The following is a 14608-nucleotide window of genomic DNA, read 5'->3' on the forward strand; positions in this document are numbered from 1 at the left end:
GCGCGGCTGAAGCCGCTCCCACAGGGGCCGGTGAAGGGCATGGCAGGCCATGGGCTTGAGAGGTGAACTTCCTGTAGACCCCATTCACTCGGTACGCGAACACAGTGCTGCTCATGTTCTGCTCCCACAGGAAGGTCAGGGGCTTCGCGGAGGGCGGCAGGACAACAGCGCGCCAAAAGAAGTTCCGCGAATTAATTACGACTAAAGTAGTAGGCGAAAAGCTTGTCAATTTTACGTCGATAAACCGGACGACTGGTTTGAACGCTTCTCAAAACGCTGTTTTTTATAGAGACCAGGCAGAAGCGATAGAGCGAAAAAATATTTCATCATGTTTCATGTACACCTAATCTCAGGCGTGTGGGTGTAGCGCAGCGGTTTCGGAAAAATTCGCCAACAGAGCGACCGGCCTGCGTTTCAACGAGTTCCCACCCCATTTGCAACCCCGGGCTGCCGCAACGGCGACCGGTTTTTCGAAGAGGGAAAGCCGCCATGTCCAAGCCCCCCAGCCCCCGCCCCGAGCTCGCTGAAGCACTGTTTCGTCTGCGAAGCAGTTTCTATGCCCTGGCCGCCTTCAGCGGGGTAATCAACGTCATGATGTTGACGCCTGCCGTTTACATGCTGCAGGTGTACGACCGGGCTTTGGTCAGCCGCAACGTCACCACCCTGGGGATGCTCACCGTGCTGGTGATCGGCCTGTTCCTGCTGATGAGCACCCTGGAGATGCTGCGCACCCGGGTGCTGATCAGGGTGGGCAACCGCCTGGACATGACGCTGAACCGGCGCCTGTTCAATGCCGCCTTCGAACGTAACCTCAGCCGCGCCGGCGGCAGCCCCGGCCAGGCCCTGCAAGACCTTGCCCAAGTGCGCCAGTTCCTCACCGGCAACGGCCTGTTCGCCTTTTTCGATGCCCCCTGGACGCCGATCTACCTGCTGGTGGCGTACCTCATCCACCCGCTGCTCGGGCTGGTGACGATGATTGGCTCGCTGATCCTCATAGGCCTGGCCTGGCTCACCGAAAAGGCCACGCAAAAGCCGCTGGCCGAAGCCAACCAGGCCGCCATGTCGTCGGCCAACTACGCCAACAACAACCTGCGCAACGCCGAGGTGATCGAGGCCATGGGCATGCTCCCGGCCATCAGCAAGCGCTGGTTCCACAGCCACCTGCGCATCCTGCAGATGCAGACCCTGGCCTCCGACCGCGCCGCAGTCATCAGCAGCGTCGGGCGCTTCGTGCGCATCACCCTGCAGTCGCTGATCCTCGGCACCGGCGCGCTGCTGGCCATAGAAGGCAAGATCACCCCGGGCATGATGATCGCCTGCTCGATCCTCACCGGCCGTGCCCTGGGCCCGGTGGAACAGGTGATCGCCTCGTGGAAGCAGCTGCTGGGTTGCCGCAGCGCCTGGGGCCGGCTGAACGAGCTGCTGGGCGACTACCCCAACCGGCCACCGAGCATGCCGCTGCAACGCCCGCAGGGCATGCTGGCGGTGGAGAACGCCTTCGCCGGCCCGCCCGGCACCAACACCACCATATTGCGCGGGGTCAGCGTCAGCCTGGTACCCGGCGAAAGCCTTGGCGTGATCGGCCCGTCGGCTTCGGGCAAGTCCACCCTCGCCCGCCTGCTGGTGGGCGTGTGGCCGACCCAGGCCGGCAAGGTGCGCCTGGACGGCGCCGACATCTACAGCTGGAACAAGGCCGAGCTGGGCCCCTGGCTGGGCTACCTGCCCCAGGATGTGGAGCTGTTCGAGGGCTCCATCGCCGACAACATCGCGCGCTTTGGCGAGGTCGACAGCGACGCGGTGATCCGCGCCAGCAAGGCCACCGGGGTGCACGAGATGATCCTGCGCTTCCCACAGGGCTACGACACCCGCCTGGCCGCCGACGGCAGCCCGCTGTCCGGCGGGCAGAAGCAGCGTATCGCCCTGGCCCGCGCGTTGTACGGCGAGCCCAGCCTGATCGTGCTCGACGAACCCAACGCCAACCTCGACGACGTCGGCGAAAAAGCCCTGGTGGACGCCCTGGCCGAGCTCAAGGCGCGCGGCGCCACGGTGATTCTCATCTCGCACCGGCCCAACGTGCTGTGCGCGGTGGACAAGGTGCTGATGCTGCGTGATGGCGGCGTGCAGATGCTTGGCACCCGCGATGAAGTCTTCGCCGCGCTGCGCAAGGCCAGCGTGATTCCGGCAGGCACTGCAACGCCACTGGCCTCGGTCAAGGACGGGAGCAAATGAACATGCACATCAGCCCTTCTACCGAACTTGCCCGCAATGATGCCGACCACGGCATCGACCTCAACGTCGCCGCCCCTGCCCGCTGGGGCCTGTGGCTGGTACTGGCAGGCTTTGGCGGCTTTTTGCTGTGGTCGTGGCTGGCGCCACTGGACGCCGGCGTAGTGGCCACCGGCACGGTCAAGGTCACCAGTAACCGCAAGGCCGTGCAGCACCTGACCGGCGGCACCGTGGAGGCGATCCTGGTGCGCGAAGGCGACCTGGTGAAAAAAGGCCAGGAGGTGGTGCGCCTGGATGCCCTGCGGGCGGTGTCCGAACAGGGCGCGGTGAGCGCCCAGTACATCGTCAGCAAGACCGTGGAAAACCGCCTGGAGGCCGAACGCGACGGTCGCGAAGACATCACCTTCGACCCGGCGCTGGTGCAGCGCTTTGCCGGCGACCCGCGGCTGGTCGCTGCCATGGAGCTGCAGGAGCACCTGCTGGACACCCGCCGCGCCGGGCTTGCCGGGGAAATCGGCATCCTGCAGGAAAACCTCGCCGCCTCCAGCGCGCAGCTCAAAGGCCTGCAGCAGGTGTACGGCGCCCGCGCCTCGCAGATGGGCTTTCTCAACCAGGAGCTGGTGGGCACCCGCACCCTCGCCGCCGAAGGCTACGTGCCGCGCAACCGCCTGCTGGAGCTTGAGCGCAGCAATGCCGACCTGTCCGCAGGCCAGGCCGAAAACCTCAACAACATCGCCCGGGTGCGCAGCCAGGCCACCGAAATCAAGCTGCGCATCCTGCAGCGCCACCACGACTACCAGAAAGAAGTGCAATCGCAGCTGACCGAGGTGGAAAAGGAAAACACCACCCTCGCCGACCGCCTGCGGGCGCTGGACTACGAGGTGGCGCACACGGTGATCCGCTCGCCCATTGACGGCATGGTCCAGGCCCTGAGCATCGCCACGGTCGGCGGCATCATCCAGCCCGGGGCCAAGATCATGGAGGTGGTGCCGCTGGGCGAGCCGCTGCAGGTGGACGCGATGATCCCGGTGCAGGCCATCGACAAGATGGTCCCGGGGCTGGCCGTGGACATCACCTTCCCCGCCTTCAACCATGCCCGCACCCCCAACATTCCCGGGCGGGTCAAGACCATCTCGGCCGACCGGCTGATGGACGAAGAGAGCAAGCAGCCCTTCTACCTGGCCCAGGTGGAGGTGACCGCCGAAGGCATGGGGCTGTTGGGCAGCAACCACATTCGCCCGGGCATGCCCGCCAGCGTCACCATCAAGACCGGCGAACGCAACCTGCTCAGTTACCTGTTGAAGCCTATGCTCGAACGTGTGGACGGCGCTTTCAAGGAGCAGTGAGATGAAGCGAGTGAGCCTGTGCGTTTGCCTGATGGGGCTGGCGTTGCCCGCCGCTGCCATGGATTTGAAACAAGCCTGGGACCTGCTGCAGTACCAGGGCCCCACCTACCGCGCCGCCGAGCACGAAAGGCAGGCCGGCCTTGAGAACCGCGCCATCGGCAAGGCCGGCCTGCTGCCGCAGATCAACGCCTCGGCGTACACCAACAAGGTCAACGGCAGCCAGAGCCAGAACGGCTTCGACCGCGACCTGCACTACGACTCCAACGGCGCCAACGTGCGCCTGCGCCAGCCGCTGTTCAACAAGCAGAAGATGGCCGAGTACAACCAGGGCCAGCAGCGCGCCGACTACAGCATCGCGGTGTTCGACGCCAAGAGCCAGGACGCCGCCGTGCGCCTGGCCGAGAGCTACTTCAACGTGCTGCTGGCCAGCGAGACCATCACCCTGGCCAAGTCCAAGCTCGGCGCCTTCGACGAGCAACTTGCCTCGGCCAAGCGGCGCATGGAGCTGGGCGCCGGCACCATCACCGATATCGACGAGTCCACCGCCCGCCGCGACCTGGCCGAGGCCGAGCTGATCGAGGCGCAGGACAGCCTGGTCAACGCACGGCGCAAGCTGGAGGAGTTTATCGGCGAGACGCCCGAGTCGCTGACCACCTTGCAGCCTGGCTTCGCCACCCCGCCGCTGATGCCCGGCAACCTGCAGGACTGGCTGGTCAGGGCCCAGGCCGACAGCCCGCTGATCCACGCCCGGCGGCGCAGTTATGACCTGGCTGAAGAAGAGGTCAAGCGTGCCCGCGCCGGCCACTGGCCGACCCTGGACTTCGTTGCCGGCTACACCGCCGGCGAAAGCCAGTCGCTGTCGGAGCTGAACCAGCGTAACCATTACGGCTCGATCGGCCTGGAGCTGAACATTCCGCTGTATAGCGGCGGCGGCGTCAGCGCCCTGACCCGCCAGGCCAGCGCCAACAGCGCCAAGGCCCAGGACGAGCTGGATGCCACCCGCGAAGAGGTTATCTCCGGCACCACCCGCGAGTTCCGCGGCGTGCAGAGCGGCGCCCTGCGGGTGCGCGCGTTGGAAAAGGCGGTAGCCTCCAACGAGCGCTCGCTGCTGTCGACCCGCAAGGGGTTCAAGGAGGGTGGCACCAGTACCAACTCCGACGTGCTCAATGCCGAGGAGCTGTTGTTCGTCGCCCGCCACGATTTGTTCGAGGCCAAGCTCAAGTACCTGCTGTCGCGCCTGCGCCTGGCCTCGTCGGTGGGCAGTCTGGGGGATGACGACATCGACCAGGTCAATGCGTATCTGGGGCCGGAGTTGATGGTGAGCCAGTAGGGCTCCCATAGAACCAACTACAACTCATTGATTTAACACGATCCCTGTGGGAAGCGGCCTTGCCGGGGCGCCGTCCGGTCGAGATGGGCTGCGCAGCAGCCCCGGCAATTTTGTATGAAGCCGAGACCTTGGGGCCGCTTCGCGCCCCATCTCGACCGGACGGCGCCCCGGCAAGGCCGCTTCCCACACAATCTTCGTTAAATCAACGAGTTGTGATTTGCTCCATAGGAGCCGGCTTGCCGGCGATGGGGCCGTCACTCAAAACTCATACCTCAGATTGGCCATCAGGTTACGCGGCGCACCATAGTGCCCCCAGCTCCCGGAAAACCCGCTGTAGTACTTCTGGTCGAACAGGTTGTTCAGGTTCAGCGTGGTCGACAGGTGCTCGTTGAAACGGTAGCGCGCCATCAGGTTGGCCACTGTGTAGTCACGCTGGGTGACACGCGCGCCGTAGCGGCTGAAGTACACCGAACTGCTGGAGTTCCAGTTGACCCCGCCACCCAGCGTCACGTGCTGCCAGTCGCCCGGCAACTGGTAGGTGCTCCACAGGCGCAAGGTGTCCATCGGCAGCTGGGTGGTCAGGCGCTTGCCGTCGGCGTCTTCGGTGCGTGAATGGCTGTAGCCGCCCTGCAGGTTCCAGCCCGGCGCCAGCTCGCCGGCCAGTTCCATGTCGATACCCTTGGTTTCGGCGCCGCTGACTGCCCGATAGGCAGTTTCATCCGTGGTGCCGATCACCGTGCCGTCTTCTTCGGCGACGTTGTCGCGTTTGATCAGGTACAACGCCACGCTGGCGTTCAGGCGGCCATCGTAGAACTCGCCCTTCCAGCCGGTTTCGTAGTTGGTCCCCACCACCGGCTCCAGCACCTTGCCGCTGCTGTCGCGCGACGACTGCGGTTTGAAGATGTCGGTGTAGCTGACGTACAGCGACTGCTCGGGGGTCAGGTCGTAGATCAGCCCGGCATAGGGCGTGACCACGCCGCGCTCGGTCAGGCTGGAGTTCGACGGGGTGCCGCTGGGCAGGCTTTGCAGGTGCGAGTGGTAGCGGTAGTTGCTGACCCGCGCGCCGAGGATCAGGTGCAGGCTGTCGGCCAGGTTGAAGCGCCCGGCCGCGAAGTAGCCGCTCTGGCGGGTGTCCACGTCATAGTCCAGTACCGGGGTGAAGCTGTCGGTGTCCGGCTTGGGCAGCTCATTGCCCCAATTGTTGAAGTCCACCACCGCATCATCGGTGCCTTCGGCATGGTGGCGGTTGATGTAGTCGAAGTAGTTGGCACCGAAGATCAGCTCGTGGGTTTGCCCGAACAGCTCGACCGGCCCCTGCACGGTGGCGTCGATGGCCCGCTGGCGCTGGGTGGCGGTGGCGTCGCTCTGGTCGATCTTGGCGGTGCCGTCCGGGCTCAGGTTGGAGTTGTTCGACGAGCTGTAGTAGGCGCCCGACAGCGCGTAACGGTCGACGTCCATGTAGGTGGTGCCGACTTTCAGCTGCCAGTCACCGGCCAGTTGCTGCTCCAGACCCAGGTTGTAGTTGGTGGTCTCGAAGCGGTCGCTGTTCCAGCGTGCACCGGAGCTGGTGGAGCGGGAGAAGTGGGTGGGCGTGCCGTTGTTGTAGATCAGCGGCACGCCCTGGGCGCCGGTGGGCCGGTAGCGCTGGTGGTCGATGCTGGCGCGCAGCAGGGTGGTGTCGGTCAAGTCGAATTCCAGGGCGCCGTAGGCGATATCCTTGTCCTGCTGGTACCAGTCCATGAACGTGTGGTTGGCCTGTTTGGCCGCCACCAGGCGCCCGCGCACACCGCCGTCGGTGCTCAGCGGGCCGGACACGTCGGCCTCCAGGCGCTGGTAGTTCCACGAGCCAAGCCCGCCCTGCACATAGGCGTGAAAGTCCCGGGTCGGGCGCTTGCGCACCACGTTGACCACCCCGCTGGGGTCGCCGGCGCCGGTCATCAGCCCGGTGGCGCCGCGCACCACCTCCACGCGGTCGTAGATGGCCATGTCCAGCAGGGTGCTGGGCATGTTGCGGGTCTGGTTTTCCTGGTAGGTGGTGACGCCGTCGAACTGGTAGGCGTTCAGGCCGCTGCCGCGCGAGTAGATGTTGAAACGCTCGCCGCCGTCCTGGGACATGGTGATGCCCGGGGTCTGCTTGAGCACATCGGCCATTGTGCTGAGCTGCTGGTCGTCCATGAACTGGCGGGTGATCACGCTGATCGACTGCGGCGTTTCGCGCAGCGACAGGTTCATCTTGGTGGCGGTGCTGGTGGAGCCGGTGGTGTATGAACCGGTGCCCTCGGTGGTGGCGCCCAGGCCTGCGGCGTTGATGCTGGTGGCGCCCAGCTCCAGTGCAGCGCTGCTTGTGGCCTGCGGGATCAGCCGATAGCGGCCGGCGGCCACTTGCACGGGTTGCAACCCGCTGCCGGCCAGCAGCAAGGCCAGGCCCTGCTGCACCTCATGCTCGCCGCGCAACCCCGGGCTGTGCACGCCACGGGACAACTGCGCATCCACCGCCACCATCACCCCGGCCTGCTGGCCGAACTGCGCCAGGGCGGAGTCGAGGCTGGCGGGGGCGATATCGAAGCGGCGTACCTCGGCCTGGGCCGGCAGGTGCAGGGCGGCCATGGCCAGGCCGACAGTGAGCGAGGTGGCAAGGGGGGTAAGGCGACACAGCATCGAGACGATCCTTGGCAAGACAGGGGTGGGTGGCACGCGGTGAAAGCAGCGCGTTTGCCTGTCTTGATGCGCGAGAATGAAAAACCTGCCGAAAGCTGATGAAAATTTTCAGGGCCTCATCGCCGGCAAGCCGGCTCCTACAGAGGACCGCGATCTCCTGTAGGAGCCGGCTTGCCGGCGATGAGGCCCGATCAAGCCGGCACTACGCTGGCCCAATACCCCAACACCCGCTGCACCCGCACCGGCAGCACCTCGGCCAGCAAATCCAGGCTGGCCTCGGGCTGGTCCAGCGAAAAGGTGCCGCTGACCTGCAATCCGGCCACCTGCGGGTCACAGCGCAGCACGCCCTTGCGGTAGCGGTCCAGCTCGGCCAGCAATGCACCCAGGGGCATACGCTCGGCCACCAGCTGGCCCTGGGCCCAAGCCGCCGCCCCAAGCGGCAACGGCGCTGCGCTGCCCACGCCGGTGGCGGTGAACAGTTGCTGCCAGCCGGCCTCAAGCCCTGTGCGGCCGCCCTGCCCGTACTCCACCAAGGCCTTGCCGTCGAGCACCTGCACCAAGGTGGCAGCGGCCTGCTGGCGCACCACCAGCCGCGCACCGCCCCCCGGCAACACCCGCGCCTGCCCGGCACGCAGGCTGACTCCTGCCCCTTGCCCCAACTCCAGCAACACCCGGCCGCGGTTGAGGGTCAGCAGCTGGCGGCCCGCCACCTGGTCACTGTCCAGCGCACTGCCGGTGTCCAGCTGCAAGCTGATGCCCGGCACGCGCCAGCTGCGACGCTCGCCGGTGGCGGTGCCGTAGTCGCTGAACAGGGTCGGCAGCACGCTGCGCTGGTTGACGCTGTAGCCGCTGGCCAGCAGCACACCGGCGCCCATCAGGCCGCCGAGCACGCTACGCCGGGAAACCTCGGTACGCGCCTGCAGCAGGCGCCGGGTACTGCGCGCAGGCAGCACCGCGGTGCTGTCACGCAGGCCTTGCCCCAGGCCGGCCAGGCGCTGCCAGGCCAGCTCATGGGCAGGGTCCGCCGCACGCCATTGCCGGCAGGCGTGCTGTTCAGCCTCGCTGCTGCTGCCCGATTGCAGGCGCACCGTCCACAGCATCGCCTGCTCCAGCACCTCGGGCGCCAGACGCTGGGTGCCTGCCATGTGCAGCGTCATGCGCCGTAAACCTCGGCGTAGCAATGCCGGTAGGCCTTGAGCATGGCCTTTTGCACCACGTTGACGGTGAGCCCCAGTTGCTCGCCGATCTGCGCGTAGGTCAGGCCGTCGAGCTGCGACAGCAAAAACACTTCGCGCACCCGGCTGCCCAGGCCGTCCAGCACCTGGCCGACAGCGTCCAGGGCTTCGAGCACCATCAGGCGGGTTTCTTCCGAAGGTTGCTGCGCAGGCTCCAGCCGCGCCAGGCTTTCGAGGTAGGCGCGTTCCAGTGCCTGGCGGCGAAAGTGCTGCAGGCACAGGCGCCCGGCGATGGTCGCAAGGTACGCCCGCGGCTCGCGCAACGGCGCCGGCAGCTCACTGCGCAGCAAGCGCACGAAGGTGTCCTGGGCCAGGTCCAGGGCCTGCTCGCGGTTGCCCAGCCGGCTGCGCAGCAGGGTTACCACCCAGCTGTGGTGCTGGCTGTACAACTCACCGACGGCGTCGCGGTTGGCGGGGGGCATGGGACGGGCCTCCAGGGGCAGGTGACAGAAAGTCGCGCATGATAATACTTATCATTAATACGCTTCCATACCCGCCGGCCCGCTCCCTTTACACGCTGCGGGTCAAGCCGCCGTCGACCTTGATGTTCTGCCCGGTGATATAAGCCGCGCCGTCACTGGCCAAAAAGGCGATGGTGGCGGCGATTTCCTCGCTGGTGCCGTAGCGCTTGAGCGGCACCATGTCGCGGCGCTGCTCGGTGGCTGGCAGGCTGTCGATCCAGCCGGGCAGCACGTTGTTGATGCGCACATTGTCGCTGGCATAGGTGTCGGCGAAGACCTTGCTGAACGCCGCCAGGCCCGAGCGGAACACCGCCGAGGTGGGGAACAGCTCGCTGGGTTCGAAGGCCCAGGCGGTGGAGATGTTGATGATCACCCCGCCCTGCTGCTTTTGCATGATCGGCGTAACCAGCCGCGCCGGGCGGATCACGTTGAGCAGGTAAACCTCCATGCCCTTGTGCCAGTCCTCGTCGGTGATGTCGAGGATCGGCGCACGTGGGCCGTGGCCGGCGCTGTTGACCAGCACATCGACCCGCCCCCACTTGGCCATGACGGTATCGACCAGGCGCTGCAGGTCGTCCACCGACTGGTTGCTGCCAGTGACGCCGATGCCGCCCAGTTCGGCGGCCAGCGCCTCGCCCTTGCCCGAGGACGACAAAATGCCGACCTTGTAGCCGTCCGCAGCCAGGCGCCGGGCCGCCGCGGCGCCCATGCCGCTGCCGCCGGCGGTGATGATTGCCACTTTTTGTACTGACATGCTGCCTCCTGATGAACTGCGTTGGAATGCATTCACCCTAGCAGCCAGGCAGGGCTTGAGGGAGACAGCCGGGCCTTGCCAAGCCAGTAGTTCAGCTATCGGCTGCCTGGCGCTTCAGCCAGTTTTTGACGACCTGCAGCTCATCGCCTTGCCGGGGGTTGCGCGGCCACACCAGGTAAAACGCCTTGTCCAGCCGTAGTTGCAATTCGAACACCTGCACCAGCCGCCCCGCCGCCAGGTCGGCGGCGACAAAGGCTTGGCTGGCCAGGGTGATGCCCTGCCCCGCCAGCGCCGCCTCGATGGCCAGAGCGGTCTGGTTGAAGCGCAAATTGCGCGCCGTGGGCGGCGAGTGACCGGGGAACAGCGCTGCGGTGAAGGCGGGCCAGTAATCATGGGCGTCGTGCAGCGCAACGAACCCTTGCAACGCCTCGAAGCTGCCCGGCTGGCCTTTGCCGGCCAGCAACCCTGGGCTGGCCACCGCCACCACCCGCTGCTCCATCAGCAGCTCTACGTTCAACCCGTGCCCGAACGGCGGCTGGCCGTAGCGCACCGCCAGGTCCACCGCGTCGGTGTGAAAGTGCGAAAGGCGGTCACTGGCCAGCAGGCGCAGGTCGATGCCCGGGTTGGCCTCGGCAAAGTCGCCGAGCCTTGGGATCAGCCACTTGGAGGCGAAGGTGGGGGTTACGCTCACGGTGAAGTGCGCAGGCGCCGGGCGCAGCAGGCGAGTGGCCTCATCGATCATCGCCAGGGCCGCGCGCACGCTGGTGCTGTAGGCGCGCCCGGCGTCCGTCAGGCCCAGGCCACGGGGCAGGCGCTCGAACAGGCGAATGCCCAGGCTCGCCTCCAGGCCGCGAATCTGCTGGGCCACGGCGGCCTGGGTGACGCCCAGTTCCTCGGCGGCAAGGCGAAAGTTCAGGTGGCGCGCGACCACTTCGAACATGCGCAGGGCGTTGAGTGAGGGTAACGCGGGGAAGGCGGCGGGCATGGGTGTGGAAAATCTATTGGCTTCGGGTGCCAAGAGGCTAACGCCCGGGCGCGGATTGGGGAAGGGTTTGCAGTGCCTGGACGGGCCCTATCGCCGGCAAGCCGGCTCCTACAGGGTTACGCGATGTCCAGCCTGACGCGCTCCCCTGTAGGAGCCGGCTTGGCCGGCGATGAGGCGGCCCCTGCTAAAGTGCCCGCCAAAAACCCGCAAGTCATTGAAACCGTTGACATTGCTGACAAAAACTTTACAGAACTTTTCGCCCGTTACAGGTCTATGTGATGAAGCGCGGCCCACTTTGGTCGCGACAACCGGAAGGTGCCCGATGATGAAACGCTCTGTCTCTCGCCTGCTTGTGCTTGGCCTGCTCGCCCTCGGGGCAACCGGCTCGGCGATGGCTTCCCAGATGAAGGCTTCCAGCCCGGTGCCAGCCCATCAAGCCCCGGCTTTTGCAACCACCAAAGCCGAGAACCCCTGGCCGAGCCTGGCCAGCAGCGCAGCGCTGCAACAGGCGCCCATGCTGGCCCATGACGATGATCGTTACTGGCGCGATGGCCGCTGGCATTCGCGGCGCGATGACTGGCGCCGCGAGCAGTGGCGCAAAGAGCAATGGCGCAAGGAACAGCACCGCCGCGAGATCGAACGGCGCCGGGCGGCGGCTTACCACCATGACCATCGCTACCAGGATGACCACGGCCACTATCGCCGCTGACCTGCAAGGGCCTCATCGCCGGCAAGCCGGCTCCTACAGGGTTGTGTAGGAGCCGGCTTGCCGGCGATTGTCCTTATGCTGCGGCGCTGGCCTTGGCCAAATCCAGCGAGCGGGTTTCCGGTGCCATCAGCCAGGTCACCAGCAGCCCCACCATCGAGATGCCGAACGCCGCGATCATGGTGTTGGCAATGCCGATCGAGGACAGCGACATCGGCACCAGGTAAGTCCCGATGGCAGCCCCGATACGCGACAGCGAGGTGGCCAGGCCCACGGCCGAGCCGCGCACTTCGGTGGGGAACAGCTCGTTGGGGTACACGTACTGCAGCACCTGGGCGCCGCCGATGAACAGCGCGTAGCTACCAAACAAAGCCAGGGTCAGCAGGCCGGCGCCTTCCGGGAACAAACCCAGCAGCAACAGGGCCAGGCCCGACCACAGGAAGCTGTGCATCAGCATTCGCCGGCGGCCCAGTGGGTTGATCAGCTTCACCCCGAGCATGCAGCCGAACACGAAGATGATGGTGATGGCCACCGCGCCCCAGGCTGCCAGGTCGCCGGTCAGGCCCATGGCGCTGAGGATCTTCGGCGCGAAGGCGTAGATGGCGAACTGCGGGATGATCGAGCAGGTCCAGAACAGGCTGACGAAGAAGATGCGTTTGCCATAGTGCGAGTGGAACAGCGCGCCCACCGACACCCGGCGCTCAGACACCGGCTCCGGCAGGTCGGCGATGGAGAACTTGCTGCCATACACGCGCTTGATCACCTGGTCGGCCTCGGCGGTGCGGCCCTTGCTCAGCAGCCAGCGCGCCGACTCCGGGGTACCGGCCCGCATGATCAGGAACAGCACCGCCGGCACCACGGCGCTGGCCAGCGCCCAGCGCCAGGCCTCGGGGCCCATGGCGCGCAGGATGAATTCACCGGCTACATAAGCCACCGCCGCACCGACGAACCACATCATCACCAGGCTGGCGAGAATCGAGCCGCGCTGCTTGCGTGGCAGAAACTCCGCCAGCAGCGAGGTGGCCAGCGGGTGGTCGGCACCGATGGCCACGCCCAGGGCGAAGCGCAGGGCAATCAAGGCTGCGGCAGAGGTGACCCAGAACTGCCCCAGGGAGAACACCGCCAGGGCCACCAGCACCAGCACATAAAGGGTCTTGCGCCCGAGCTTGTCGGTGAACAACCCGCCAACGAAGCCGCCGAAGAACATGCCGATCAAGGACGCCGCCGCCACCATGCCTTCTTCGAACACGCTTAGCTGCAGGGCCTGGCTCAGTTGCACCAGCACCACGCCGATGATGCTGAGGATGTAGCCATCCAGAAACGGCGCGCCGGAGGAGTAGACGGCCAGTTTTTTGTGGAAGGCGTTCAGGGGCGCGTCTTCCAGTGAAATCTTGTTGTCGATGGTCATTGTTATTGTCTCTTCGCTGCTCGAGGCAGATGACACCGGGCACGCAATACTTCTGCAGGTTCGGGCCATCACTATTGTTTTTAGAATGAATCGTTACTTGGGCGTGGTCTGTTGAAGTTCACCCTCGTGTGGCGCACGGCTGTCCCTGCCGCCGTTGTTGAGCATCTTCGCAAGTGGTTTTTTGCAGGACGTGTCGCCTGTTTTTCAGCGTAAGCTCGCATGAGGTCAGGAAATAGAAGGATTACCTCAAAGAATGCGAGAAATCGGCCAGGCCGCGGTTTGCCTGGGTTTGCCCGCAAACCGGGGCGCTGCGCCAACGTCATATGAGCTGTCCGGGGCGTTATAGGGGCGCAGGCCTAAGGGGTGAGAAAGTGCAAACAAGCGGGCGCTTCGACGCCCCCTGCCCTACCCACAATCGATAAGAAACCGGAGACTTCCATGGCCTTCAAAAGAACCATCCACGCGGTCGATACGCACGCTGGCGAACCGATGCGGGTGATTACCGGGGGCGTACCGCATATTCCCGGTAATACCGTGCACGAGAAAATGGTCTGGCTGCGGGAGAACGACGACCAACTGCGCAAACTGATGCTGCGCGAACCACGCGGCTACCCGCCGCTGTGCTGCAACATCATCGTGCCGCCGAGCCACCCGGACGCCGACGCCGGCTACATCATCATGGAGCAGGTGGAGTACCCGGTGATGTCCGGCGGCAACACCATCTCGGTGGTCACCGTGCTGCTGGAAATGGGCATGCTGCCGATGAAGGAGCCGGTCACCGAGCTGATTCTCGAAGCCCCGGCCGGGCTGATCGGCATCAAGGCCGAGTGCCGCAACGGCAAGGTCAAGAGCGTCACCTTCAAGAACGTGCCGGCCTTCGCCGCGCACCTGGACGCGAAGATCCAGGTACCGCACCTGGGCGAGGTGACCGTGGACGTGGGCTGGGGCGGCATGTTCTACGTGATCGCCGACGTGCGCCAGTTCCCGCACATCGAGCTGACCCCCGAGCACGGCGCCGAAATTGCCCGCATCAGCGCGATGATTCGCCAGGCGGCCATCGAGCAACTGCCGGTGGCGCACCCGGACTACCCGGGCATCGGCATCACCATCTCGCAGCTGTCCGGCCCCACCGACAGCCCTGACGCCGACTGGAAGAACGCCGTGACCGTGGCCTCGGGCGAGCTGGACTGGGACAACCCGTCCACCTGGACCGGCGCCCTCGACCGCTGCCCATGCGGCACCGGCACCTGCGCCAAGATGGCCATCCTGCATGCCAAGGGTGAACTGCCGCTGAACCAGGACTTCCGCCACCAGGGCGTGCTGGGCAACGTATTCACCGGGCGCCTGGTGGAAGAAACCCGCATCGGCGACTACACCGCCGTGGTGCCGACCATTACCGGCACCAGCTGGATCTATGGCCTGAACACCTATGTGCTGGACCATGACGACCCGTTCACCGAAGGTTTTGTGGTGAGTGATATCTGGGCCTGACAGGCCCG

11 protein-coding genes are annotated in these 14608 nt (G+C 65.6%); 5 read left to right on the top strand and 6 right to left on the bottom strand.

Annotated features, from left to right (window positions below):
* Positions 1 to 489: 489 nt before the first annotated feature.
* From KSS94_RS16820 to KSS94_RS16830, 3 genes are read left to right on the top strand one after another with little or no spacing between them, the layout of a single operon-like run.
* Positions 490 to 2229 carry a type I secretion system permease/ATPase gene (locus KSS94_RS16820; protein ID WP_217839226.1) on the top strand — a complete coding sequence of 580 codons (1740 nt, stop codon included), beginning with the start codon at positions 490 to 492 and terminating at the stop codon, positions 2227 to 2229.
* Between the two features lie 2 nt (positions 2230 to 2231).
* Positions 2232 to 3572: an HlyD family type I secretion periplasmic adaptor subunit gene (locus KSS94_RS16825; RefSeq protein WP_217843617.1), complete on the top strand. Its 1341-nt coding sequence runs from the start codon at positions 2232 to 2234 to the stop codon at positions 3570 to 3572.
* A 1-nt stretch (position 3573) separates the two neighbouring features.
* A complete protein-coding gene (locus tag KSS94_RS16830) occupies positions 3574 to 4902 on the top strand; it encodes a TolC family outer membrane protein (protein ID WP_217839227.1) in 1329 nt (442 codons plus the stop codon).
* Between the two features lie 258 nt (positions 4903 to 5160).
* Here KSS94_RS16830 and KSS94_RS16835 read toward each other — a convergent pair whose 3' ends face one another.
* From KSS94_RS16835 to KSS94_RS16855, 5 genes are all read right to left on the bottom strand, one after another.
* Positions 5161 to 7560: a TonB-dependent siderophore receptor gene (locus KSS94_RS16835; protein WP_217839228.1), complete on the bottom strand. Its 2400-nt coding sequence runs from the start codon at positions 7558 to 7560 to the stop codon at positions 5161 to 5163.
* A 191-nt stretch (positions 7561 to 7751) separates the two neighbouring features.
* Positions 7752 to 8717, bottom strand: a complete 966-nt coding sequence (locus KSS94_RS16840) for a DUF4880 domain-containing protein (RefSeq protein ID WP_217839229.1) — start codon at positions 8715 to 8717, stop codon at positions 7752 to 7754.
* Positions 8714 to 9217, bottom strand: coding sequence for a sigma-70 family RNA polymerase sigma factor (locus KSS94_RS16845; RefSeq protein ID WP_217839230.1), 504 nt, complete (start codon positions 9215 to 9217; stop codon positions 8714 to 8716). Before KSS94_RS16845 ends, KSS94_RS16840 begins: the two co-directional genes overlap by 4 nt.
* An 88-nt stretch (positions 9218 to 9305) precedes the next feature.
* Positions 9306 to 10010 carry an SDR family oxidoreductase gene (locus tag KSS94_RS16850; RefSeq protein WP_217839231.1) on the bottom strand — a complete coding sequence of 235 codons (705 nt, stop codon included), beginning with the start codon at positions 10008 to 10010 and terminating at the stop codon, positions 9306 to 9308.
* A gap of 91 nt (positions 10011 to 10101) precedes the next feature.
* Positions 10102 to 10995 (bottom strand): LysR substrate-binding domain-containing protein, encoded by an 894-nt coding sequence (locus KSS94_RS16855; protein WP_217839232.1) that lies wholly within the window; start codon positions 10993 to 10995, stop codon positions 10102 to 10104.
* Positions 10996 to 11398: 403 nt separating this feature from the next.
* Here KSS94_RS16855 and KSS94_RS16860 point away from each other — a divergent pair, with 403 nt between their 5' ends.
* Positions 11399 to 11704, top strand: coding sequence for a hypothetical protein (locus KSS94_RS16860; RefSeq protein ID WP_367617172.1), 306 nt, complete (start codon positions 11399 to 11401; stop codon positions 11702 to 11704).
* Positions 11705 to 11777: 73 nt separating this feature from the next.
* Here the strand turns inward: KSS94_RS16860 and KSS94_RS16865 are convergent, their stop codons facing one another.
* Positions 11778 to 13109, bottom strand: a complete 1332-nt coding sequence (locus KSS94_RS16865; RefSeq protein WP_217839233.1) for an MFS transporter — start codon at positions 13107 to 13109, stop codon at positions 11778 to 11780.
* A gap of 438 nt (positions 13110 to 13547) precedes the next feature.
* Between KSS94_RS16865 and KSS94_RS16870 the strand changes: the two genes are divergently transcribed.
* The gene (locus KSS94_RS16870; protein ID WP_217839234.1) at positions 13548 to 14600 is read left to right on the top strand and encodes a proline racemase family protein; all 1053 of its coding nucleotides are present in this window, start codon (positions 13548 to 13550) and stop codon (positions 14598 to 14600) included.
* Positions 14601 to 14608: the final 8 nt, after the last annotated feature.

This window comes from Pseudomonas fakonensis (assembly GCF_019139895.1).
Taxonomy (GTDB): domain Bacteria; phylum Pseudomonadota; class Gammaproteobacteria; order Pseudomonadales; family Pseudomonadaceae; genus Aquipseudomonas; species Aquipseudomonas fakonensis.

Bases quoted from the DNA above. Each gene is read 5' to 3' on its own strand.
- KSS94_RS16845 (WP_217839230.1), bottom strand. From the start codon at position 9,217: ATGCCCCCCGCCAACCGCGACGCCGTCGGTGAGTTGTACAGCCAGCAC.
- KSS94_RS16830 (WP_217839227.1), top strand. From the start codon at position 3,574: ATGAAGCGAGTGAGCCTGTGCGTTTGCCTGATGGGGCTGGCGTTGCCC.
- KSS94_RS16820 (WP_217839226.1), top strand. From the start codon at position 490: ATGTCCAAGCCCCCCAGCCCCCGCCCCGAGCTCGCTGAAGCACTGTTT.
- KSS94_RS16865 (WP_217839233.1), bottom strand. From the start codon at position 13,109: ATGACCATCGACAACAAGATTTCACTGGAAGACGCGCCCCTGAACGCC.
- KSS94_RS16825 (WP_217843617.1), top strand. From the start codon at position 2,232: ATGCACATCAGCCCTTCTACCGAACTTGCCCGCAATGATGCCGACCAC.
- KSS94_RS16870 (WP_217839234.1), top strand. From the start codon at position 13,548: ATGGCCTTCAAAAGAACCATCCACGCGGTCGATACGCACGCTGGCGAA.
- KSS94_RS16860 (WP_367617172.1), top strand. From the start codon at position 11,399: ATGAAGGCTTCCAGCCCGGTGCCAGCCCATCAAGCCCCGGCTTTTGCA.
- KSS94_RS16850 (WP_217839231.1), bottom strand. From the start codon at position 10,010: ATGTCAGTACAAAAAGTGGCAATCATCACCGCCGGCGGCAGCGGCATG.
- KSS94_RS16840 (WP_217839229.1), bottom strand. From the start codon at position 8,717: ATGACGCTGCACATGGCAGGCACCCAGCGTCTGGCGCCCGAGGTGCTG.
- KSS94_RS16835 (WP_217839228.1), bottom strand. From the start codon at position 7,560: ATGCTGTGTCGCCTTACCCCCCTTGCCACCTCGCTCACTGTCGGCCTG.
- KSS94_RS16855 (WP_217839232.1), bottom strand. From the start codon at position 10,995: ATGCCCGCCGCCTTCCCCGCGTTACCCTCACTCAACGCCCTGCGCATG.